Source organism: Streptomyces sp. NPDC007901, from assembly GCF_042959465.1.
Taxonomy (GTDB): Bacteria; Actinomycetota; Actinomycetes; order Streptomycetales; family Streptomycetaceae; genus Streptomyces.
The window spans coordinates 174,488-196,143 of record NZ_JBIBKW010000017.1 but is presented as its reverse complement, the minus strand read 5'-3'; the positions used below and the strand labels follow the sequence as shown (position 1 = coordinate 196,143).

At 72.3% G+C, this 21,656-nt stretch carries 16 protein-coding genes; 11 read left to right on the top strand and 5 right to left on the bottom strand.

The window, feature by feature from the left end:
- Window positions 1-42 precede the first annotated feature (42 nt).
- The 3 genes from ACFZDK_RS40480 (at window position 43) to ACFZDK_RS40470 (ending at window position 3,334) form a co-directional block, all read left to right on the top strand.
- Entirely contained in the window at window positions 43-1,584 is a 1,542-nt protein-coding gene (locus tag ACFZDK_RS40480) for a metallophosphoesterase (protein ID WP_390980257.1), read from the top strand.
- A 9-nt stretch (window positions 1,585-1,593) separates the two neighbouring features.
- Window positions 1,594-2,313 carry a methyltransferase domain-containing protein gene (locus tag ACFZDK_RS40475; protein WP_390980255.1) on the top strand — a complete coding sequence of 240 codons (720 nt, stop codon included), beginning with the start codon at window positions 1,594-1,596 and terminating at the stop codon, window positions 2,311-2,313.
- Window positions 2,314-2,497: 184 nt separating this feature from the next.
- Window positions 2,498-3,334, top strand: coding sequence for an alpha/beta fold hydrolase (locus tag ACFZDK_RS40470; RefSeq protein WP_390980342.1), 837 nt, complete (start codon window positions 2,498-2,500; stop codon window positions 3,332-3,334).
- 7 nt (window positions 3,335-3,341) lie between these two features.
- Here the strand turns inward: ACFZDK_RS40470 and ACFZDK_RS40465 are convergent, their stop codons facing one another.
- From ACFZDK_RS40465 to ACFZDK_RS40455, 3 genes are all read right to left on the bottom strand, one after another.
- Window positions 3,342-5,003 carry a sulfatase gene (locus ACFZDK_RS40465; protein WP_390980341.1) on the bottom strand — a complete coding sequence of 554 codons (1,662 nt, stop codon included), beginning with the start codon at window positions 5,001-5,003 and terminating at the stop codon, window positions 3,342-3,344.
- A gap of 206 nt (window positions 5,004-5,209) precedes the next feature.
- Window positions 5,210-7,225: a sulfatase gene (locus ACFZDK_RS40460; protein ID WP_390980253.1), complete on the bottom strand. Its 2,016-nt coding sequence runs from the start codon at window positions 7,223-7,225 to the stop codon at window positions 5,210-5,212.
- Between the two features lie 165 nt (window positions 7,226-7,390).
- Window positions 7,391-9,001 (bottom strand): AMP-binding protein, encoded by a 1,611-nt coding sequence (locus ACFZDK_RS40455; protein WP_390980251.1) that lies wholly within the window; start codon window positions 8,999-9,001, stop codon window positions 7,391-7,393.
- A 186-nt stretch (window positions 9,002-9,187) separates the two neighbouring features.
- Here ACFZDK_RS40455 and ACFZDK_RS40450 point away from each other — a divergent pair, with 186 nt between their 5' ends.
- From ACFZDK_RS40450 to ACFZDK_RS40415, 8 genes are all read left to right on the top strand, one after another.
- Window positions 9,188-9,988, top strand: a complete 801-nt coding sequence (locus ACFZDK_RS40450; RefSeq protein WP_390980249.1) for a crotonase/enoyl-CoA hydratase family protein — start codon at window positions 9,188-9,190, stop codon at window positions 9,986-9,988.
- A 130-nt stretch (window positions 9,989-10,118) separates the two neighbouring features.
- Complete coding sequence (locus tag ACFZDK_RS40445; RefSeq protein ID WP_390980247.1) at window positions 10,119-11,060, top strand: OB-fold domain-containing protein; 942 nt, start codon at window positions 10,119-10,121, stop codon at window positions 11,058-11,060.
- Window positions 11,060-12,106: a thiolase domain-containing protein gene (locus tag ACFZDK_RS40440; RefSeq protein ID WP_390980245.1), complete on the top strand. Its 1,047-nt coding sequence runs from the start codon at window positions 11,060-11,062 to the stop codon at window positions 12,104-12,106. The genes ACFZDK_RS40445 and ACFZDK_RS40440 overlap by 1 nt, the downstream gene beginning before the upstream one ends.
- Window positions 12,103-13,269 carry a thiolase domain-containing protein gene (locus ACFZDK_RS40435; RefSeq protein WP_390980243.1) on the top strand — a complete coding sequence of 389 codons (1,167 nt, stop codon included), beginning with the start codon at window positions 12,103-12,105 and terminating at the stop codon, window positions 13,267-13,269. Before ACFZDK_RS40440 ends, ACFZDK_RS40435 begins: the two co-directional genes overlap by 4 nt.
- 83 nt (window positions 13,270-13,352) lie before the next feature.
- A complete protein-coding gene (locus tag ACFZDK_RS40430) occupies window positions 13,353-13,595 on the top strand; it encodes a DUF397 domain-containing protein (RefSeq protein WP_355723738.1) in 243 nt (80 codons plus the stop codon).
- 171 nt (window positions 13,596-13,766) lie between these two features.
- Window positions 13,767-14,669 (top strand): universal stress protein, encoded by a 903-nt coding sequence (locus ACFZDK_RS40425; protein WP_390980240.1) that lies wholly within the window; start codon window positions 13,767-13,769, stop codon window positions 14,667-14,669.
- A gap of 131 nt (window positions 14,670-14,800) precedes the next feature.
- Complete coding sequence (locus ACFZDK_RS40420; protein WP_390980237.1) at window positions 14,801-17,476, top strand: AAA family ATPase; 2,676 nt, start codon at window positions 14,801-14,803, stop codon at window positions 17,474-17,476.
- A 134-nt stretch (window positions 17,477-17,610) separates the two neighbouring features.
- A complete protein-coding gene (locus tag ACFZDK_RS40415; protein WP_352221697.1) occupies window positions 17,611-18,108 on the top strand; it encodes a hypothetical protein in 498 nt (165 codons plus the stop codon).
- Between the two features lie 6 nt (window positions 18,109-18,114).
- Here ACFZDK_RS40415 and ACFZDK_RS40410 read toward each other — a convergent pair whose 3' ends face one another.
- Entirely contained in the window at window positions 18,115-20,100 is a 1,986-nt protein-coding gene (locus tag ACFZDK_RS40410; RefSeq protein ID WP_390980234.1) for an N-acetylmuramoyl-L-alanine amidase, read from the bottom strand.
- Window positions 20,101-20,350: 250 nt separating this feature from the next.
- Complete coding sequence (locus ACFZDK_RS40405; RefSeq protein WP_390980231.1) at window positions 20,351-21,490, bottom strand: phosphotransferase; 1,140 nt, start codon at window positions 21,488-21,490, stop codon at window positions 20,351-20,353.
- Window positions 21,491-21,656: the final 166 nt, after the last annotated feature.

The following is a 21,656-nucleotide window of genomic DNA, read 5'->3' as shown; positions in this document are numbered from 1 at the left end:
GTACCACGTCCGCCGTTCACCGGGGCCAGGCACATAGCAGACATGCGCTGCTGCTTCCCCGTCCCCCTCGGCGCGCTCGCGGGCATACCCGGCCCGTGCGAGGTACTGCGCTCCGGTTTCCTGCTCGCGCCCGCCCTGCTCCGGTCCGCCGCCCTCACGGCCCGCCCCCGTCCACCCCGCTCCCTCGCCGCCGTCCACCTCGAACTGGTCACCCTCACCGAGGACCGCGCCGTCCTCACCTGGCACACCGCCCAGCCCGGCACCGACGACGGCACCGGCCGGATGCTGCCCGCCGTCACCGAGGGCGAGGTCGTCTACGGCACCCACCCTGCCCGCCTCAACCGCACCGCGGGCGAGGACCGGCCCACGGCGAACCACCACGTCGAACTCACCGGCCTGGAGCCGGGGCAGACCTACTACTACCAGGCCCGCTCCCACGGCGTGCCCGCCACACCCACCGCCCTGCACCTGGTCCGCGGCAACGCCGCCGGCACCTCCCGGCACGGCCTCGGCTCGCCCGGCGGCCCCTACTCCTTCACCACCCCGCAGCCCCCGCCCGGCCGCCACCTCCTCTCCGTCGCCCTCTGCAACGACCTGCACATCGGCGAGACGATCGCCGGCCTGGTGGCCGGCGTGCCCTTCCTGCGCGGAGTGGCCCAGCGGTCGGGGCTCGCCCCCTACCCGGAGCTCATGAGCCGGGCCGTGGTGGACGAGGCCCGCGACCGGGGCGCCCAACTGCTGCTGGCCGCCGGCGACATCTCCGCGGGCGGCGGGCCGCGCGACCTGGGACAGGCCAGACGGATCCTGGACGGCTTCGGCACCCACGGCCGGGACTACCTCGTCGTCCGGGGCAACCACGACCGCGGTGCCCGCGAGGACGACCCCTTCCACCGTGTCTTCGGCGGCCAGGACCGGCCCGGCTACTTCGAGCACGACGTGGGCGGCCTGCGGATCATCGGCCTCGACACCTACGACAAGCGGGGCAACGGCGCCGACACCGGCGGCCTCGGGGCCGAGCAGCTGTCCTGGTTCCGGCGCCGGCTGCGCGCGCACCGGGAACAGCCCACCGTGGTCTTCGGACACCATCCGCTCACGGTCCGGGACGCCCTCTTCCCGGTGAGCCCCGGCCAGCGCCTGGGCCGCCGCCAGGCCCGCGCGATCCTGCGGGCCTACGCCACCGCCCCCGGTGTGTTCCTCCACCACGCCGGCCACACCCACCGCAACAAACGCACCCGGGTGCCCCTCGCCCCGCACGTGACCCTGCAGGAGGTCGGCGCGGCCAAGGAGTACCCCGGCGGATTCCTCCTGTTGCGGATCCACTCCGGCGGCTACGCGCTCAACTTCTTCCGGGCCCGCGCCGCCGAGGCCCTGGAGTGGACCGAGCGCAGCCGCCGGCAGGCCGGCGGGCTCTGGCCGTACCACGCCCTCGGCCGCACGGTCGCCGACCGCAACAGCGTGGCCGCCCACGACCTGTCCGGCATCAGCCGCCCGGTGCCCCCGTCCGCGCTGTCCCGTTCGTCCCAAGGGATGACGGCCGTCCCGAACCCCGGCCTGGATGTGGCCCAGGGAAGGCCACCTCCGTAGCGTGGGGCCATGGCGACCCTGTGGGACCTCATGCACGACTGCATCCCCGACGACCACGCCCGCCAGGTCACCTCCCGCTACTACCTCGACGAGGCCATGAGCTCGCCGCAGGCACCGGACCGGGTGGTCGACCTCGGGTGCGGGCGGGGCACGTCGGCCGACCTCTTCCGCAAGCACGACTCCGGCGTCCGCTGGGTCGGCGTCGACATCCGCGATTCGCCCGAGGCCGCGCAGCGCCGGCCCGGCGGCGACAGCGTGGTGTACTTCGACGGCGTCAACCTGCCGTTCCGCTCCGACGCCGTGCCGCTCGTCTACTCGCACCAGGTCTTCGAACACGTCGCCCGGCCCAGGGAACTGCTCGCCGAGGTGGGCAGAGTGCTGCGCCCGGGCGGCCTGTTCATCGGCAGCACCTCCCAGTTCGAGCCCTACCACTCCTTCAGCCTGTGGAACTACACGCCGTACGGGTTCCGGGTGCTCGTCGAGGAGGCCGGGCTCGCCCTGGAGGAGATCCGGCCCTCGCTCGACGGCGTGACCCTGATCATGCGCACCTACCACGCCTCACGGAAACAGGAGTACGGCAAGTTCTGGCAGAAGGAGTCACCGCTCAACACCGAGATCGACACCTGGGCCCGCAAGAGCAAGCGCAACACGGCCCTGGTGAACCTGCGCAAGCTCACGTTCTGCGGACAGTTCGCGTTCCGGGTGAGCAAGCCGGCCCCGCGGGGCTGACGCCCTTGCGGCTCACTTGGTGACCCGTGCGGGCGGCCCGACCTCGGTCTGAGTGCCGGGCGCACAGATCGCCTGGGACCAGAGCTCGACCGAACTGGTGGAACTGGTGTTGAGGCCCGCGACGTTCCACCCCGAGGTCGAACTCCGTTGCGGTACGGCCCCGCCGCGCCCGATGATCGGCTGCATGCCCGCCTTCACCGCAGCCGACGGAACCCGTCTCGCCTACCACGTCAGAGGCGAGGGCGAACCGCTCGTCGTCCTCCCGGGCGGGCCCATGCGGGCCTCCGCCTACCTCGGCGACCTCGGCGGACTGGCCGCCCACCGCCGCCTGGTCCTGCTCGACCTGCGGGGGACCGGCGACTCCGCGCCACCGGCCGACCCGGCGTCGTACCGCTGCGACCGACAGGTCGACGACGTGGAGATGTTGCGCGCCCACATGGGGCTCGACCACATGGACGTACTGGCGCACTCGGCGGGCGCGAGCCTGGCGATCCTGTACGCGGCGGCCCATCCGCACCGGGTACGGCGGCTCGCGCTGATCACCGGCAACCCCTCGGCGCTGGGCCTGCGGCCGACCCCCGAGGAACGGCTGGCTGCGGCCCGGCTGCGGTCGGCTGAGCCCTGGTTCGACGAGGCGTTCCCCGCGCTGGAGACATGGCTGACAGGCACGGGGGACTTCGACGAGGCCATGATGCCCTTCTTCTACGGCCGCTGGGACGACGCCGCCCGGGCCCATGACGCGGCCGCCGAGAAACAGACCAACGACGAGGCAGGCGACCGCTACTTCACCGAGGGTGCCTTCACCCCGGACGCCACCCGGGCCGTCCTGCGCGACCTGACCGCCCCCGTGCTGGTGTACGCCGGCGAACTCGACGGCGGCCCAAGCCCCGCGCTGGCCCGGCGCGCCGCCGAGGCCTTCCCGAACGCCGAGGTCGCCGTCCAGCCCGGCACCGCCCACTACCCCTGGCTCGACGACCCCGAGTGGTTCGTCCGCCGCACCCTCGGCTTCCTGGACGCCTGAGCCGAGGTCACCCGCGCGGCCCGAACGCCTTGAGGAACCGGTCGCGGAACTGGTTCATCGCCCAGATCGGGGCGTCCCCGGCCGGCTTGAGGCCCGGCGTCCAGCCCCAGTCGGCGACCCGGTCGAGGACCTTGGGGTCATGGGCGACGATCGTGACCGGGACGTCCCGGCGCGGGCTGCCCGCGACGACCTCCGGACGGGGCTGGTGGTCACCGAGGAACACCAGGACCGTGTTCTCGTCGGCGTAGCGCCGCATGAACCCGAAGAGGCTGCGCAGGGAGTACTCGATCGAGGCACGGTACTCGGCGCGGATGCGCTCGGTGTCCTTCCAGACCTCCGCCGGATCCTTCCCCGCCTGCTGGATCGGCCCGAAGACCGAGCCGTCGCCCAGGTCCTTCCAGTCGATCATGCGGGGGAGGGGCGCCCAGGGCTGGTGACTGGAGGCCAGGACGATCTCCGCCATCATCGGGCGCCGGTTCCTCCTCCCGAACTCCAGGCGGTCGAAGGCCTCCAGCGTGAACTGGTCGGGGACGGGCGTCCAGCTGAAGTACGGGCCGCGGTAGCCGAGATGCGTGGAGTCGTAGCTTCGGTCGAGACCGAAGAACCCCGCCTCCGGCCAGGCGCGCCGCACACCGGGGACGACACCGACCGTGCGCCACGCGCCGGTCTTCCGGAAGTACTTGTTGAGGGTCATGCGGTCGCCGGAGACGAGGTTGCGATAACGCTGCTGGTTGTCGATCCACAGCCCGGACAGCAGCGTGGCATGGCACATCCAGCTGCCCGCCCCCAGCACCGGGGAGCGCAGCCAGCCGCTGCGCGCGTCGAACCCGGCCGCCCTGAGCGAGGCGGAACCCTCCGAGAGGACCGCTCCGACCTGCCGTGCCATCGCCGGGTCCTCGATCGCCGTACGGCCGTAGCTCTCGACGAACGTGAACAGCACGTCCTTGCCGCGCAGACCGGTGAGCAACCGGTCCGGCGGGGTCTTCGCGAAGGCGTCGAGGGCGGACTCCGCCCGGAAGCCACGCGCGTCCGCAAGACCGGCGCGGACCGCCCGGAGGCGCTCGTCGACCAGCTGGGCGTCGAGTGTCGAGGCGACGGGGGCGCCGCCCAGCTGGAGGCCGAAGGTGGCGCAGGTGACCCAGGCGACCGCCAGGACCAGGGTGGTACGGCCCGCGGGCGGGCGTCGGCGGGCCATCCGGTCGGCGAGCCGCACCGTGGCGAACGTGGTGACGGCCAGGACGGCCACGACCAGGAGCAGTGCCCCCGCGATGGCGAGGGCCTCACTGGCTCGGCCGAACGACTCGCGCAGGTAGTCCGCCGCGTCGTCCAGCAGGTTCCAGTCGAGCACCAGGTCGAACGGGCGCTCCAGCACCGAGTAGGAGCCCATGTCCAGGCACTTCACGAGCGTCAGCGCCCCGAGCCCCGTGCCCGCCACCGCCGCCGCGACCCGCCGCGCACGCCCCGGCAGCACCAGCAGCACGGCCGCGAGCACGATCCCCTCGGCCGGCAGCCGCAGGAACGCCTTCGGCGTGAGCAGGTCCAGCCGGTTGGGCAGCGACAGCGCGGTCAGCAGCAGAACGGTGGCCATGACCGTCGTCGCCAGTGCGACACCCCGGGCGACACGGGGACTCCCCGACCAGCGGCCGCTTTCCGAGACGGCCGCCGCCATCACCGACGGGGCATCCGCGTCCGACAGACCTTCGGTGCCCGGCGGCTGGGGCGGCGGGAGGTGCGACACCGGGGTCCTTCCATGCGGCCGTCATGACACTGCGTGGATGATCCACGTCACATCGTGCGCACAGAGTAAGGCCCCCGGACCGCCCCGCCGTGGTGGCACACCCGTGCGTCGTGGCGGGGCGGAGTGGCTCGTCAGCCTCAGCTCTGCGGCCCGAACGCCTTCAGGAAGCGGTCACGGAACTGGTTCATGGCCCACTCCGGTGCGTTGTCCGCGGGCTTGAGCCCGTCCGTCCAGCCCCAGCCGGCGACCCGGTCCAGGACCTTCGGGTCGCGGGCGACGACGGTGACCGGTACGTCCCGGCTGGTGCTGCCCGCCGTGACCGTCGGGACGGGCTGGTGGTCGCCGAGGAAGACGAGGACGGTGTTGTCGTCGCCGTAGCGCTGCATCCACTGGGTCAGGCTGTCCAGGGAGTACTGGATCGCCTTGCGGTACTCGGTCCGCACGCTCTTCGCGCTCTTCCAGACCTCCGTGGGGTTCGTGCCCTCCTTCTTGATCTTGTAGAAGATCTTGCCGTTCCCGAGGTCCTTCCAGTCGATGATGTGGGCGATGGGGGACCAGGGGTTGTGGCTGGAGGCCAGGATGATCTCCGCCATGATCGGGTCGCGGTTCTTCTTCCCGTGCTCCAGCTTCTGGAAGGCCTCCAGGCTGAACTGGTCCGGCACCGGGGTCCAGCTGAAGTACGGTCCCTCGTAGCCGAGGTGGGTGGAGTCGTAGATGTGGTCGAGGCCGAAGTACTTGCCCTCGGGCCAGGACTTGCGCACGCCCGGGACGATGCCGACCGTGCGCCAGGCCCCGGTCTTCTGGAAGTAGCTGGTGAGGGTCGCGTGGTCGCCGGTGGTCAGGGTCCGGTACCGCTGCTGGTTCTTGATCCACAGGCCGGACAGGAAGGTCGAGTGGGCCAGCCAGCTGCCGGCGCCGGTGACGGGCGACCTGAGCCAGCCGCTCTGTGCCGCGAAACCGGCCGCCTTGAGCCGGGCGTTCCCCTCGTTCAGCGTCGCGTCGATCTCCGGCGCCATCGCCGGATCGTCGATCGCCACCCGGCCGTAGCTCTCGATGAAGGTGAACAGCACGTCCTTGCCGCGCAGTCCGGTCAGCAGCTGGTCGGACGGCGTGTCGGCGTAGGCGTCGACGGCGAGTTGCTTCTTGAAGACGTCGGCGTCCCCCAGTCCGTCGCGGACGTACTGCACACGGTTGGCGAGGAACTGGCTGTAGCCCTTGGTGGCGAACGGGACGCCGGCGAACTGCACGCTCAGCGAGAAACAGGTGATCCACACGGTGCCGAGGACGAGCGTCGTGGTCACGGCCGTGGAGCGGTGCCGGTCCAGGACGTTCGCCAGCCGCACCATCGCGAGCGCGCTCAGCACGAGCACGGCGACGAGCAGGACGATCAACCCGATCACCGCGAGCACCTCGCCCGTGTGACCGAACGAGTCCTTCACCCAGTCCGCCGCGTCGGTCAGCAGAACCCAGTCGAAGACCAGGTCGAACGGTCGGGCGAGGGTCTGGTAGAAGCCCATGTCCAGGCACTTCAGGACGGTGGACAGGCCGAGGAGCGTCCCCGCGACGGCGGCCGTGATCCGTCGTGCCTTCGACGGCAGTGCGAGCAGGATGATCGCGAGGTACAACGCCTCGACGGGGAGGCGGAGGAAGTTGTGGAAGGAGAACCGGTCGAGGCGGTCCGGCACGAGGATCGCGCCGAGCACGAACGCACCCGCCAGGACACTCGTCCCCACCCGCACGCCGGCCGCGATCCGGGGGTGGCGGCCGAACCGGCCGATCCGCCCGAACCGGCCGGAGCCGGTTGCCTGGGAAGCGGGTTCGCTCTCCTCCTCGGCCCTCTCCTCCTCGGCCGCGGCGGGGCCGGTGGGAGGCTCGTCGCCCTCGGGAGCGGGTTCGTCGTCGCCGGCGGCGGCAGGGGGCGGGTCCGTGGTCTCCCCGGCTTCCTCGGGATCCCCGTCCCGTTCTCCGGCCTCGACCCGTTCTCCGGCCTCGACCCGAATGCGGGCCTCGGCCCCCTCGTCCGTCGGGTGTACGCGCGACGAGGCGTTCGACTCGGTCTCGGTCTCCGCCGGCGCGGGCGGCGTCCCCGCCGCCCGGTCCGGCGCCGACGCGTCCGCGTCCGGCAGTTGGCGAGGGGGCGTGAGGTGCGACACCCGCAAGTCCTTCCGTGCAAAGCCCGACGATGGCACGGCGGACCGGGCCCGCAGGTCAGGAACCGCCAACCTCGCGTACGGCCTGACGTAACCCGGTGTTCAAACAGCCGGGTCAATCGCGTGCAAAGAGCGGACCCGGCGGGCCGGCCCCGCCGCCCGCACGTCCTACCGCGCGGCGGCCACCGCCACCTCCCGCGCCCACCGGTAGTCCGCCTTGCCGCTCGGCGACCGCTGGATGGACTCGGTGATCACCAGCTGGCGGGGGATCTTGTACCCGGCCAGCTGGGTACGGCAGTGGGTCTGGATGTCGGAGAGGGAGGGCCGCTCGGCGCCCTCGCGCAGCTGCACCACGGCCGCCACATGATTGCCCCAGGTGCTGTCCGGCACCCCGGCGACCAGGGCGTCGTACACGTCCGGATGCGACTTCAGCGCCTGCTCGACCTCCTCCGGGTACACCTTCTCGCCCCCGGTGTTGATGCACTGCGAGCCCCGGCCCAGCACGGTCACCACACCGTCCGCGTCGACCGTCCCCATGTCGCCGAGCAGCACCCACCTGCGGCCGTCCTTCTCGAAGAAGGTCTCGGCGGTCTTCCCCGCGTCGTTGTAGTAGCCGAGCGGTACATGGCCGCTCTGCGCGACCCGGCCGATCTCGCCCACCGCGACCGGCTCATGGGTGGCCGGATCGACCACCTGCGTACGGGAGTTGACGCGGACGCGGAACCTGCTGCCGGCTCCGGAGTCGTTCGTCGCGGTGCCGTTGAAGCCGGACTCGGTGGACCCGAAGTTGTTCAGCAGCATGGCGTTCGGGACGAGTTCGCTGAACTGCCGGCGCACGGTCTCGGAGAGGATCGCGCCCGAGGAGGAGACGCTGAACATGGAGGAGCAGTCGGTGCCCTTCATCGGGCCGTTGAGGGCGTCGATCAGCGGACGCAGCATCGCGTCGCCGACCAGCGACATGCTGGTGACCTTCTCCTTCTCGACGGTCCGCAGCACTTCCTCGGGCACGAACTTGCGGTGGATCACCACGCGTTGCCCGAAGTTGAAGCCGATGAAGGAGGTGAGGGTCGACGTGCCGTGCATCAGCGGGGGTGTGGGGAAGAAGGTGATCCCGGTCCCGCCGGCCGCGACCCGCTCGGCCAGCTCCTCCGGCCGCTTCACCGGCTCCCCGGTCGGCGCCCCGCCGCCCAACCCCGCGAAGAACAGGTCCTCCTGACGCCACATCACGCCCTTGGGCATCCCGGTGGTGCCGCCGGTGTAGATGATGAACTGGTCGTCCGCCGAACGCGCGGGGAAGCCCCGCTCGGGCGACCCTGCGGCCTCGGCCGTCTCGAAGGGCACGGCGTCGGCCCCCGACCCCGGCCCGCCCACCCGCACCAGATGCCGCAGCTTCGGCGCCCGGGGCAGTGCCGCCGCCACCCGGTCGTCGAACTCCGCGTCGAAGACCAGCGCGACCAGGTCCGCGTCCCGGTAGAGGTACACCAACTCCTCTTCGACATACCGGTAGTTGACGTTGACCGGCACCACTCTCGCCTTGAGGCAGCCGAGCACCGTCTGGAGGTACTCCACCCCGTTGTAGAGGTGCAGCCCGAGGTGCTCGCCGGGGCGGATGCCGCTGTCGATCAGATGATGGCCGACGCGGTTGGCGGCGGCGTCCAGCTCCGCGTAGGTCAGCCGGCGTTCCGCGCCGGTGCCGGGGTGGTCGATGTAGACGAGAGCCTCGCGGTCCGCGGCCACGTCGACGACCGACTCGAACAGATCGGCAAGGTTGTACTCCACCGCTCCTCCTGACCCCGGCAACCGTGACGAAGAAAGGCGCACCTGTCGGTTCGCCGGTCATCAGAGCAAAGGGCGCGGCAAGTGGGAAGGGTTCGCGCGAAGAAATCTGACTGTCTGTCAGAAAACCCTTGAAGTGGCTCCCCGGCTACTGCAACCTGTTCTCGTTCTTTGAGAGGGGAGACGGTCATGGGTGGGACGGAACACCTCACCGTGCGGCGCGAGGGCGCCACACTCGTGCTCACGCTGAACAGGCCCGAGGCGAAGAACGCGCTCTCGATCTCCATGCTCGTCGGGCTGTACGACGGCTGGATCGAGGCCGACGAGGACGACGGCATCCGCTCGATCGTGCTCACCGGGGCCGGCGGCGCCTTCTGCGCCGGGATGGACCTCAAGGCACTGGCCGGACAGGGCATGGCGGGGGAGCACCTCCGCGACCGGCTCAAGGCCGACCCGGATCTGCACTGGAAGGCGATGCTCCGCCACCATCGCCCGCGCAAACCGGTGATCGCCGCCGTCGAGGGCTACTGCGTGGCGGGCGGCACCGAGATCCTCCAGGGCACCGACATCCGGGTCGCGGGCGAGTCGGCCACCTTCGGGCTTTTCGAGGTCAAGCGCGGGCTCTTCCCGATCGGCGGCTCCACCGTCCGGCTGCAACGCCAGATCCCGCGCACCCACGCGCTGGAGATGCTCCTCACCGGGCGGCCCTACAGCGCGCGTGAGGCCGCCGGCATCGGGCTGGTCGGACATGTCGTCCCCGACGGCGGGGCGCTCGACAAGGCGCTGGAGATCGCCGAGCAGATCAACGCGTGCGGGCCGCTGGCGGTCGAGGCGGTGAAGGCGTCGGTGTACGAGACCGCGGAGCTGACGGAGACCGACGGGCTGGCTGCGGAGCTGAAGCGGGGGTGGCCGATCTTCGACACGGCGGACGCGAAGGAAGGGGCGCGGGCTTTCGCGGAGAAGCGGCCGCCTGATTACAAACGTGCGTGAGTGTTTCGAGGTGCGTTTGAGGCTGCGGGTCCGATGTGGCTGGTCGCGCCCACGCGGCGAAGCCGCACATGTCACAGCCCCGCGCCCCTTTGGGGCGCGATTCACTCACCTTCTCAAGGAGGCAGCCCCGATGACCGAAGTCCTCAAAGCCCCCCTCGTCGTCGAGTTCCCGTTCACCCGGTCCCTCGGCCCCGTCCAGAGCGCCTTTCTCACCGGACTGCGTGAGCGTGTCGTCCTCGGGGTGCGGACCGGCGACGGCCGCACCCTCGTGCCACCCGTCGAGTACGACCCCGTGACCGCCGAGGAGATCCGCGATCTCGTCGAGGTCGCGCCCACCGGCACCGTCACCACCTGGGCCTGGAACGACGAACCCCGCCGCGGTCAGCCCCTCGGCACCCCCTTCGCCTGGGTGCTGGTCCGGCTCGACGGTGCCGACACCGCCCTGCTGCACGCCCTGGACGCGCCCGGACCGGAGGCCGTGCACACCGGGATGCGGGTCCGCGTCCGCTGGGCCGAGGAACGTTCCGGGGCCGTCACCGACATCGCCTGCTTCGAGCCGTACGACGGCGAGGCGCTCGAACCCGGCGGGCACGACGGGGAGTTCGAGGATGCCGTGCACGGCATCGTCGCGCACGCACGCCTCGACTACACCTACTCGCCGGGCCGCGCCCAGACCGCGTACATCAACGCCCTGTCGTCCCGGCGGACGTTCGGCGAGCGCTGCCCGTCCTGCCGGAAGGTGTACGTCCCGCCGAGGGGTGCGTGCCCCACATGTGGGGTGGCCACATCGGAACAGGTCGAAGTGGGTCCTGCGGGCACGGTCACCACCTTCTGCATCGTCAACATCAAGGCGAAGAACCTCGACATCGAGGTGCCGTACGTCTACGCCCACATCGCCCTCGACGGCGCCGGGCTCGCCCTGCACGGCCGGATCGGCGGCATCCCCTACGACCAGGTGCGGATGGGGCTGCGGGTGGAGCCGGTGTGGACGGAGGGGGCCCGTTATCCCGACCACTACCGGCCCACCGGAGAACCCGACGCGGACTACGACACGTACAAGGAGCTGCTGTGATGCGTGACATAGCACTGGTCGCCTTCGCGCAGACCGACCACCGCCGCACCAGCGAGGACCTCTCCGAGGTGGAGATGCTCATGCCGGTGCTGCACGACGTCCTCGGCCAGACCGGTCTGAAGACCGCCGACATCGGCTTCACCTGCTCCGGCTCCAGCGACTACCTGGCCGGTCGCGCCTTCTCCTTCACCCTGGCCCTCGACGGCGTCGGCGCCTGGCCGCCGATCTCCGAGTCGCACGTCGAGATGGACGGCGCCTGGGCGCTGTACGAGGCGTGGACCAAGCTGCTCACCGGGGACGCGGACACCGCGCTTGTCTACTCCTACGGCAAGTCCTCGCCGGGCTCGGTGCGGGACGTGCTGACCCGGCAGCTCGACCCCTACTACGTGGCCCCCCTCTGGCCGGACTCCGTCGCCCTGGCCGCCCTCCAGGCCCAGGCCCTCATCGACGCGGGGGAGACCGACGAGCCCGCGCTGGCCGCCGTGGGCGCCAGAAGCCGGGCCGACGCCACCGCCAACGTGCACGCCCAGCTGAGGGGACCGGTGGCGCAGGGCGAGTACGTCGTACGGCCGCTGCGGACCGGCGACTGCCCGCCCATCGGTGACGGCGCGGCCGCCGTGATCCTCGCGGCGGGGGAACGGGCACGGGAGCTGTGTGTCCGGCCCGCCTGGATCCGGGGCATCGACCACCGTATCGAGGCGCACGGCCTCGGCGTCCGCGACCTGACCGACTCGCCGTCCGCGCGGCTCGCCGCGGAGAAGGCCGGCGCTTTCGAACGGCCGGTCGACACCGCCGAGTTGCACGCGCCGTTCAGCGCACAGGAGGTCGTGCTGCGAAAGGCGCTGCGGCTCGGCGACGACGTGCGGGTGAACCCGTCCGGCGGGGCCCTCGCCGCCAACCCGATCATGGCCGCCGGGCTCATCCGCCTCGGCGAGGCCGCCGCCCGCATCCACCGGGGCGAGTCCGACCGCGCCCTCGCCCACGCCACCTCCGGGCCCTGTCTGCAGCAGAACCTGGTCGCCGTACTCGAAGGGGATCCGCGATGAGCAAGGAGCCCGTGGCCGTCGTAGGGATCGGCCAGACCAAGCATGTGGCGGCCCGGCGGGACGTCTCGATCGCGGGGCTCGTGCGCGAGGCGGCGCGACAGGCGCTCGACGACGCCGAGTTGACGTGGGCCGACATCGACGCCGTCGTCATCGGCAAGGCGCCCGACTTCTTCGAGGGCGTGATGATGCCGGAGCTGTACCTGGCGGACGCGCTGGGCGCGGTGGGCAAACCCATGTTGCGGGTCCACACGGCGGGCTCGGTGGGCGGGTCGACCGCGCTGGTCGCGGCGAACCTCGTCGCCGCCCGGGTCCACTCCACCGTGCTGACCCTCGCCTTCGAAAAGCAGTCCGAGTCCAACGCCATGTGGGGGCTGTCCCTGCCGATCCCCTTCCAGCAGCCGCTGCTGGCGGGCGCGGGCGGCTTCTTCGCCCCCCATGTGCGGGCCTACATGCGGCGCAGCGGCGCCCCCGACACGGTCGGCTCGCTGGTCGCCTACAAGGACCGGCGCAACGCGCTGAAGAACCCCTACGCGCACCTCCACGAGCACGACATCACCCTGGAGAAGGTCCAGGCGTCCCCCATGTTGTGGGACCCCATCCGCTACTCGGAGACCTGCCCCTCCTCCGACGGCGCCTGCGCCATGGTCCTCACCGACCGGGCGGGCGCCGCCCGCTCCCCGAAGCCGCCGGCCTGGATGCTGGGCGGGGCCATGCGCAGCGAGCCCACCCTGTTCGCAGGCAAGGACGCCGTCTCGCCGCAGGCCGGGAAGGACTGCGCGGCGGACGTCTACCGGCAGGCCCAGATCGCCGACCCGCGCCGGGACATCGACGCCGTCGAGATGTACGTGCCGTTCTCCTGGTACGAGCCCATGTGGCTGGAGAACCTCGGCTTCGCCGAGGAGGGCGAGGGCTGGAAACTCACCGAATCGGGTGTCACAGAGCTCGACGGGGACCTCCCCGTCAACATGTCGGGCGGAGTGCTCTCCACCAATCCGATCGGTGCCTCCGGGATGATCCGGTTCGCCGAGGCCGCCCTCCAGGTGCGCGGCCAGGCCGGAGAACACCAGGTGGACGGCGCCCGCAAGGTGCTCGGGCACGCCTACGGCGGCGGCTCCCAGTTCTTCTCCATGTGGCTCGTCGGCGCCGCGGCCCCCGACTCCTGAAAGGACCCCTTCACGTGGCCTGTTGAGTGCCGGAACCGAAAGCTAGGCTGGCCGCGGACGACGAATTCGGGAGGAGCACGGACGTGGCCGAGAGCACCATCCAGCAGCAGCCGGTACGGGGCTGGGACAAGCCGGAGCTGGACCTCAGCGGGGCCGAGTGGCAGTCCAGCAGCCGTGGCCTGGGGGATGTCCAGATCGCCTTTGTCGAGGGATTCATCGCGATGCGCAACAGCGGCAGCCCGCAGAGCCCTTCCCTGATCTTCACCCCCGCCGAGTGGGGAGCCTTCGTGTCGGGGGCCCGGGAGGGCGAGTTCGACCTGACCTGACGGGCCGCGCGCCCGCGTGCTTCCCCCCCCGGGTCCCATGGCCCAGCGCCGAACCGGGGGGTGTTCCGCAAGGATTTCCGGACACGTGACCAGCAGCGCCCTTCCGGGGCCGCCGCCTGCGACAGGCTGGCCCCGGGAAAAGGGAAGGTCGTATTCCGGAGGTGAGGAACGATGAGCACAGCGCCGGTCATCGCCGCGGTGGACGGTTCGGACGACAGTCTGCGCGCCCTGGACTGGGCCGTGGACGCGGCCCGGCGGCGGGGCGCGACGCTGCGGGTGGTGCATGTACGGCAGTACGCCGCCTGGGGGCAGCCGGACGTCCTCGTCGCCGGGGAGCCGGACGGTGCCGGTGACCCGGTGCTCGACGAGGTCCGCGACCGGCTGCGCACCGGTGCCGGGGAACCGGCCGCCGAGTACGTCGCCCTGGAGGGCGCCCCCACCGCTCTGCTGCCGCAACTCGGCGCCGACGCGCAGCTGCTGGTGCTCGGCTCCCGGGGCCGCGGCGGCTTCGCCAGCCTGCTGCTCGGCTCCAACGGCCTGGCCGCCGCCCGCGACGCCGGATGCCCGGTGGTCGTCGTACCCCGGCCGGGACGAGTGGTGCACGAGGAGCTGCCCGCGGAGCCCGGGCCCCGGGTGGTCGTCGGCCTGGACGTGGACAGCCCCGACGACGCCACCCTCGCGTTCGCCTTCGCGGAGGCCGCGGGGCGCGACGCCCTGCTCCAGGTGATCGCCGCCTACCCCTGGCCGGTGCAGAGCTGGGCCGCGGCCGGGGGAATGGTCCCGCCGGCCGTCGACCAGGACGAGGTCGAGCACGAGACCCGCACCCTCGCCGAGGGCTTCCTCGCCCCGTACCTCAAGAACCACCCGGACGTGCGAACCCAGATCCTCGCACCGCCCGGTGACGCCGCCGGCCTGCTGGTCTCCGCCTCCAAGGACGCCGGCCTGGTCGTCGTCGGCCGCCACCGCCGGCGCCCGCTCGCCCCGGCCCGCATGATGGGCTCCGTCACCCAGGCCGTGCTGCTGCACGCGGCCGCCCCCGTCGCGGTGGTGCCGCCGGCGCCGGCCGAGGAGTGATGTCAAGGCCCCCGCGTCAGTTACCACCAGTAGGGGGCGGATCACTCTCGTCAGGCGTACGCTGAGCTGCCTGCAAGCCACGGTGCGCGCCCGCTCCCCGCGCTCGCGTACCACCGTGGCGGGGGGTGGTCATGGGACAGCGGGTCCTGCGGAACCGACGCACGCTCTACGAGCGCGAGAGCGAACTCGTCGCCGTCGACGAGGCGTTGGCCGAACTCACACGTCTGGGCCCGGACGGCGCGGATCCCGCCGACCGGCGGCGCGGCGCCCTGCTCGCCTTCGCCGGCCGCGCCGGAATCGGCAAGACCACGCTGCTCGCCGAGGTCCGCCGACGCGCCGCCGCCCAGGGCTGCACCGTGCTCTCCGCACGCGGCGGCGACCAGGAACAGCGCGTCGCCTTCCACGTCGCCCGCCAGCTCCTGCAGCCCCGCCTCGCGGGCGCGCCCGAGGCCGAACTCCGTGCCTCACTGGGCAGTTGGTACGACATCGTCGGCCCCGCCCTCGGCCTGTGCGCCCCCACCGAGGGCGCCCCGCCCGACCAGCAGGGCCTGCGCGACGGCCTCGACTGGGTGCTCACCCACCTCGCCGTGCGCCGCGCCCCGATGGTCCTCGTCCTCGACGACGCGCACTGGGCCGACCCCGAATCCCTGGGCTGGCTCGCCGCGTTCGCACCCCGCGCCGAACAACTCCCGCTGCTCGTCGTCGTCGCGTACCGGCCCGACGAACTCCCCGAGCACGCCGACGCGTTGCGCGGCCTGCCGGGCCGGGCAGGCGGCCGCCCGCACGACCTCGAACCCCTCAGCGCCGACGCCGTCGCCGGACTGGTCCGCGAGAGCCTCGGCGACCACGCCGACGACGCCTTCTGCCACGAGTCCTGGGCCGTCACCTCCGGCAACCCCTTCGAGATCGTCGAACTGACCGCCAAGGTCCACGACCGGGGCCTGGACCCCACCGAGGCCGGGGCGCCCCTGCTGCGCGACCTCGCCGCCGCCGTCAAGGGCAGCGGACTGATCGCCCGGCTCGAACGCCTCGGCCCCTCCGCCGTCCGGTTCGCCTGGGCCTGCGCGGTGCTCGGCACCGAGATCCATCCCGCGCTCGCCGCCGCCGTCGCCGGCCTCGGCCACGAGGAGGCCGCCGACGCCGCCGACGCCCTGCGCGGTGCCCGTATCCTCATCGGCGCCGAGACCCTGGAATTCGTCCACCCGCTGATCGCCACCGCCGTCTACCGGGCCATCCCGCCCGCCACCCGGGTCGCCCTGCACGGCCAGGCCGCCTGGTGCGTGACCGACGACGGCCAGGGCGCCACCGCCGCGGCCCGCCACCTCCTCGAAACCCACCCCGAGGGCGACGCCTGGGTCGTGCGGCAGCTGCGCGCCGCCGCCGGGGAGACCCTCCGGGCCGGTGCCCCGGACGCGGCCCGCCGCTATCTCGCCCGCGCCCTGCGCGAACCCCCGCCCGCCAAGCAGCGCGCCGCCGTCCTCCACGAACTCGGCAGCGCCTCCCTGCTCACCGAACCCGCCACCACCGTCAACCACCTCCGCGCGGCCCTCCAGGAGCCCATCGCCGAGCCCGCCCTGCGCCATCACATCGTCTACCGGCTCTCCCAGGTCCTCGCCCACAGCGACCGGCTCGCCGAGGCCTCCGAGACCCTCGCCCGCGAGATCCGGGTGACGGGCGACGCCCGGGTCCGCCTCCGCATGCTCTCCGAACAGTTCATGTGGGACGCCTTCCGCGCCGATGAACCCGACCACCCCTCCCGCTCCCGCCGGCTGGCTCGGCTCGCCGACCGGCTCCAGGGCCGCGACCTCACCGAGCGGTACATCATCGGCCTGCGCACCTGGGACGCGATCCAGCGCGGCGAACCCGCCGGCATCGCCCTCCACCACGCGGAACGCGCCCTCACCGGCGGCCTCGGCTGGGCCGAGGCCGAGCGCGGCTTCGAGGTCCCCGTCCTGGTCGCCCTCGCGTTCATGTACGCCGACCGGCCCGAGCGCACCGAGGAGCTCTTCGCCGCCGGCACCGCCGACTTCGAACGCCAGGGCTGGCGCGGCGCCCACCTGTCCTTCGCGTACACCCTGCTCGGCTACGTCCGCTACCGGCGCGGCCGGCTCGCCGAGGCGGAGGACCTGGTCCGTTCCGGCCTGCGCCTCGCCGAACGCGTCGGACCCGGCACTCCCGCCCACTGGTACGCCCTCGGCACCCTCATCCAGACCCTGCTCGCCCGAGGCCGCACCGAGGAGGCCACCCGGGTCGCCGAGGACCACTCCTTCCGGGAGCCCTTCCCGGCGGCCGTGGTCTTCCCCGACGCCCAGACGGTCTACGGCGAACTGCTCCTCGCCCGCGGCCTCACCGAGGCCGCCGCGGCCGAGCTCTCCGCGGCCGGCCGCCGCCTCGAACCACGCGGCATCCGCAACCCCGCCTGGTGCCCCTGGCAACTTCACCTGGCCCGCGCGGAAGCCTGCGACACGCCCGACCGAGCCCTGACGACGGCCCTGGAAGCGGTGACCCGCGCCCGCCAGTTCGGCGCTCCGTCGGCGATCGGCCAGGCGTTGCGTACAGCGGCCGAGGTCACGACGGGGTCGGCACGCGTGACGTACCTGCGAGAAGCGGTGACCTACCTGGACCGCTCCCCGGCCGCCTATGAACTGGCCTGCGCCCTGGTCGCCCTGGGCACGGAACTCCATGACGCCGCCCACCTCCGCAGGGGGCTCAAGACCGCCGAGCAGTGCGGAGCGGACGGCTTGGCGGCGCAGGCCCGCGCCGGACTGACCTTGACCATGGAACAGACCCAGGGCGCCACCCCCTAGGGGCGCGGGGCTGTATCTGATATGCGGCTCCGCCGCGTCGGGGCGCGACAAGCCCCGACGGCGCCGCACCCGACCACGTACCGCAACCACCCCACGCGGCCCCAGCCCGCGCAGCCCCCCGTACCATGGACCGCATGTCGTTCCTCCGCCGCCGCAGCGCCACCCCCGCCGGCCCCGACTTCGACGTACTGGCCATGGACCCGGGCGACTGGCCCGGCAACCTCGGTGCCGGGCTGCTGCCCGCCCCCGACGGCACCTGCCAGGGCGTCTTCCTGCGCTACGACCTCTTCGGCGGCCGCGGCCCCGCGATGATCATCGGCAACCTCCCCGAGGGCTCCCCGGCCCGCGAGGTCGCCGAGGACGAGATCCCCTTCGAGGTCGGCCAGCTCCTCCTCGCACTGGAGAACGACGAGGACGTCACCGTCGTGGGCACCGAGGACATGCCGGTCCTGCAGGGCGACAACCTGCTGATCGTGCGCCGTCTGAAGCTCTCCGAGAGCCGGATCTCCTGCGTCCAGTTCGACCGCAGCGACGGCGTCCTGGTGACCATCGCCGCCTGGGACCGCCCCATCACCGACGACCTGTACGCCCTGCTGAAGCCGCTCCCGGCGGAGCTTTTCCAGCAGGGCTGACAGCGGCTACCGCCTGACCCACCTGCGGGACGACGTCACATCGACGTCGGCCGCGCGGACGAAGGCGACCCGGTGGCCGTACTGGATCTCGTAGTACAGGTCCTTGCCGATCACGACCTCGTGCGAGTCGGTGGTGAAGGTGACCGCGTAGTAGTACTCACCCGGCACCTCGTCACCGACCACGTACTCCTGGCCCGCGGGGATCGTGTACGAGAGCGGGGAGATCGACTGGGCCGGTACCCCCGAGGGGTACGCGGATGCCTCGGGGTAGGCGCGGCCGTACACCGGGATGCTGGTCCGGCCCGCCTTCGGCGTCACCACCCGCCCGGCCGCGCTCACCGCGGTCGGCTGCGCGGCCGGGTTCCTGAACCAGGCCTTCTGCCCCAGGAACCAGATCGCCGTCCAGTCGCCCCAGGTGTCCGCCACCGCGTACTGCTGACCGGTGGCGACCCGGGAGGACAGGTCGTTGACGTCGGTCGTCGGCGTCGTACCGAGACCGATGTCCTTGATCAGGGCCGAGCTCTCGTCGTGGTCGGAGTACAGCCGTACCGCGCTGGAACCGTGGGCGGCGCAGGGCTGCCCCTTGGTGACGCAGCCGGTGTACGCCGGCTGGTTCGCGGCGTAGTCCGGCAGGATCGTCACCAGACCGCCCTTCCTGCCGGCGGTCCGCTTGAAGGGGTGCTCCAGCAGCTCGAAGTAGTGCCGCCAGTCCCAGAACGGGCCCGGGTCGGTGTGCATCCCGGGGATCGACGAGGTGACCGGGCCGGGCACGGTGTCATGGCCGAGGATGTGCTGCCGGTCCAGCGGGATGCCGTACTTCTCGGACAGGTACTTCACCAGCCGCGCGGAGGAGCGGTACATCGCCTCCGTGTACCAGGCGTCCGGCGCGGCGAGGAAGCCTTCGTGCTCGATGCCGATCGACTTGGCGTTGATGTACCAGTTGCCGGCGTGCCAGGCCACGTCCTTCGCCTTGACGTGCTGGGCGATCAGACCGTCGGTCGAGCGGATCGTGTAGTTCCAGGACACATAGGTCGGGTCCTGGACCAGCTTGATCGTCGTGTCCCAGGAGCCCTCGGTGTCATGGATGACGATGTACTTGATGCTCTGCGACACCGGCCGGTCGCCGAGATCGTGGTTGCCGTAGTCGTTGTCCCCGAACTGGGAGTACGGCGCCGGGATCGACTCGCACGACACCGTTGTCGGGCACTCCGTGTCGTCTGCCGCCACCGTGCGCAGCTTCGTCAGCCTCAGCTGCGCGGTGTCGGCCTTCAGACGCGGCTGGGCGGCGAGCGCGACGAGCTGTCCCTCGTCCGTGGTGCGCTCCTCGCCCGTGTGGAGGACGTCGAACACGTCGTTCGCGTACGCCGCCGCGGTCGCCTTGTCGTCGGCGCCGGAGAAGCGGGCGATCGCGCCGTACCAGCCGGCCGGATCGGCGCTGAGGGGCGCGCCGAGGCTCCGCTGCGCGGCGGCGAGCAGGGCGGCACCGCCGGCCACGTTCGCCGCCGGGTCGGTGCGCAGTTCCGCGGCCGGGACGCCGGTCAGCTCGGCGGCCTCGGGGAGGGTCCGGAGACGGGCCGGGATCGCTGAGTTCTCCGGCACCTTCGCCCTGGGGTGCAGGGCGGGACGGGCGCTGTCGCCGCGGGCGTCCTCGGTGCCGTCGGCGAAGTGCTCGGTCGCGGTGGCCAGCGCGGTGCGCGCGTCGGTGAGGTGCATCGGGCCGTAGCCCCCGGTCACGCTCGGCGCGCCGCCGTGGGTGTCCCAGCGGGACTGGAGGTAGGAGACGGCCAGCAGCACGCTCTGCGGCACGTGGTACTCGGCGGCGGCGGACGCGAACGCCCGCTGCAGCAGTCCGGCGGACGACGCGGTGGTGCTCGGGGGCGGAGCCGCGCCCAGCAACGGCAGCAGCAGCGCGGCGGAGGCCACGGCACCGGCCGTCCTGCGCGTGGGTCTGCGGCCTCGAACGGGCGCTGGCTCGGTGACGGATCCTCGCAATGCAGCCTCCTGGGGCGTTCGGGCGCGGCGGGGCGTGCGGGGCTGAGCGTGGCTCAGTGGTACCGGCTTGCCGACGATCCGTCAATCATGCCCAGAGAAGGGTGAATTCCCATGTCATACGAAGATCGTGGGAGTTTCGCGCCGCAGGCTCGCGGCCTGCGCGGCGTCAGTGGCATACACCTGTGAGGGGTGAACACAAGAGATCCGCGGTGCGCGTTTGCCCTGAGCGCACCGCGGATCCTCGTCCCCGTCAGCGAGTGCCGACCGCCGCGCGCACGGCCCGGCGGGCCAGCTGGCAGTCGTCGTGCAGCCGCCGGAGCAGCAGCCGCTGTTCCTCGCCGGTCGGCGCGGCGCCCGGGTGGGCCGTACCCGGTGCCGCCGGGGTCGCGTCGTGCATCGAACGCTGCACGGCGGTCTCGTAGGTCCTGATCTCCCGGGTGAGGACCAGCATCAGATTCACCAGGAAGGCGTCACGGGAGGCGGGCCCCGCCGACTGGGCGATCTGGCTGATCTGACGGCGCGCCACCGGGGCGTCGCCGAGGACCGACCAGAGCGTCGCCAGGTCGTACCCCGGCAGATACCAGCCCGCGTGCTCCCAGTCCACCAGCACTGGACCGGCCGGGGACAGCAGGATGTTCGAGAGCAGGGCGTCGCCGTGGCAGAACTGGCCCATCCCCTGACGGCCCGCCGCGATCGCGATGCCGTGCAGCAGCTTCTGCAGGTCCCCCATGTCCCGGTCGGTGAGCAGACCCAGCTCGTGGTACCGGGAGATACGGGCCGCGTAGTCCACCGGGGCGTCGAAGGTGCCGGCCGGGGGGCGCCACGCGTTCAGCCGGCAGATCGCGCCCAGGGCGGCCCGGATGTCCGCCCGGGGCGGAGCCTCCGCCGGGTGGCGCTGGATCGCCGCCACCCGGCCTGGCATCCGCTCGATCACCAGCGTGCAGTTGTCCGGGTCCGCCGCGATCAGTCTCGGCACCCGGATCGGCGGCCGGTGCCGGACGAACGAGCGGTAAGCGGCTATTTCGTGCCGGATCCGCTCCGCCCACGCGGGGGAGTGGTCCAGCAGACACTTCGCTACGGCCGTGCTGCGCCCCGTCGTCCCGACGAGGATCACGGACCGCCCGGAGCGGCGCAGCACCTGCACCGGAGCGAACTCCGGGCAGATCCGGTGCACCGACGCGATCGCGGTGCGCAGCTGCGCGCCCTGGGGGCCGGACAAGTCGAGTCTCCCGCTGAGGGGCTGGGTGCCCAGACCCGGGGCGCGCCGCTGCCGGCCCACGACCGGTGCGGTGGCCCCGGTGCGCGCGGGGTCGAGATAGGGGCCGCTGCCCGCCGGGCGGGGGCGCAGCGGCCGGAGCGGGGCGGACACGGAGGACGATGCTGCGTACATGGGCGATACAGATCCCTTCGTGTACCTGCGGTGCCTGCCTGAGAAGTCCTGTTGAGAAATCCTCGACGCCCACCCGGCCCGGTCACCCGGATCCACCCTGGGGAGAGTCTCCGCATCTCGCTGGCGGCGACCGGGTCGGGGTGGCGCACTTCTACCTGACACCGGA

Excerpts from the sequence above, each read along its gene's own strand:
- ACFZDK_RS40480 (WP_390980257.1), top strand. The coding sequence starts at position 43 with ATGCGCTGCTGCTTCCCCGTCCCCCTCGGCGCGCTCGCGGGCATACCC.
- ACFZDK_RS40475 (WP_390980255.1), top strand. The coding sequence starts at position 1,594 with ATGGCGACCCTGTGGGACCTCATGCACGACTGCATCCCCGACGACCAC.
- ACFZDK_RS40470 (WP_390980342.1), top strand. The coding sequence starts at position 2,498 with ATGCCCGCCTTCACCGCAGCCGACGGAACCCGTCTCGCCTACCACGTC.
- ACFZDK_RS40465 (WP_390980341.1), bottom strand. The coding sequence starts at position 5,003 with ATGGCGGCGGCCGTCTCGGAAAGCGGCCGCTGGTCGGGGAGTCCCCGT.
- ACFZDK_RS40450 (WP_390980249.1), top strand. The coding sequence starts at position 9,188 with ATGGGTGGGACGGAACACCTCACCGTGCGGCGCGAGGGCGCCACACTC.
- ACFZDK_RS40445 (WP_390980247.1), top strand. The coding sequence starts at position 10,119 with ATGACCGAAGTCCTCAAAGCCCCCCTCGTCGTCGAGTTCCCGTTCACC.
- ACFZDK_RS40440 (WP_390980245.1), top strand. The coding sequence starts at position 11,060 with ATGCGTGACATAGCACTGGTCGCCTTCGCGCAGACCGACCACCGCCGC.
- ACFZDK_RS40435 (WP_390980243.1), top strand. The coding sequence starts at position 12,103 with ATGAGCAAGGAGCCCGTGGCCGTCGTAGGGATCGGCCAGACCAAGCAT.
- ACFZDK_RS40425 (WP_390980240.1), top strand. The coding sequence starts at position 13,767 with ATGAGCACAGCGCCGGTCATCGCCGCGGTGGACGGTTCGGACGACAGT.
- ACFZDK_RS40420 (WP_390980237.1), top strand. The coding sequence starts at position 14,801 with ATGGGACAGCGGGTCCTGCGGAACCGACGCACGCTCTACGAGCGCGAG.
- ACFZDK_RS40415 (WP_352221697.1), top strand. The coding sequence starts at position 17,611 with ATGTCGTTCCTCCGCCGCCGCAGCGCCACCCCCGCCGGCCCCGACTTC.
- ACFZDK_RS40405 (WP_390980231.1), bottom strand. The coding sequence starts at position 21,490 with ATGTACGCAGCATCGTCCTCCGTGTCCGCCCCGCTCCGGCCGCTGCGC.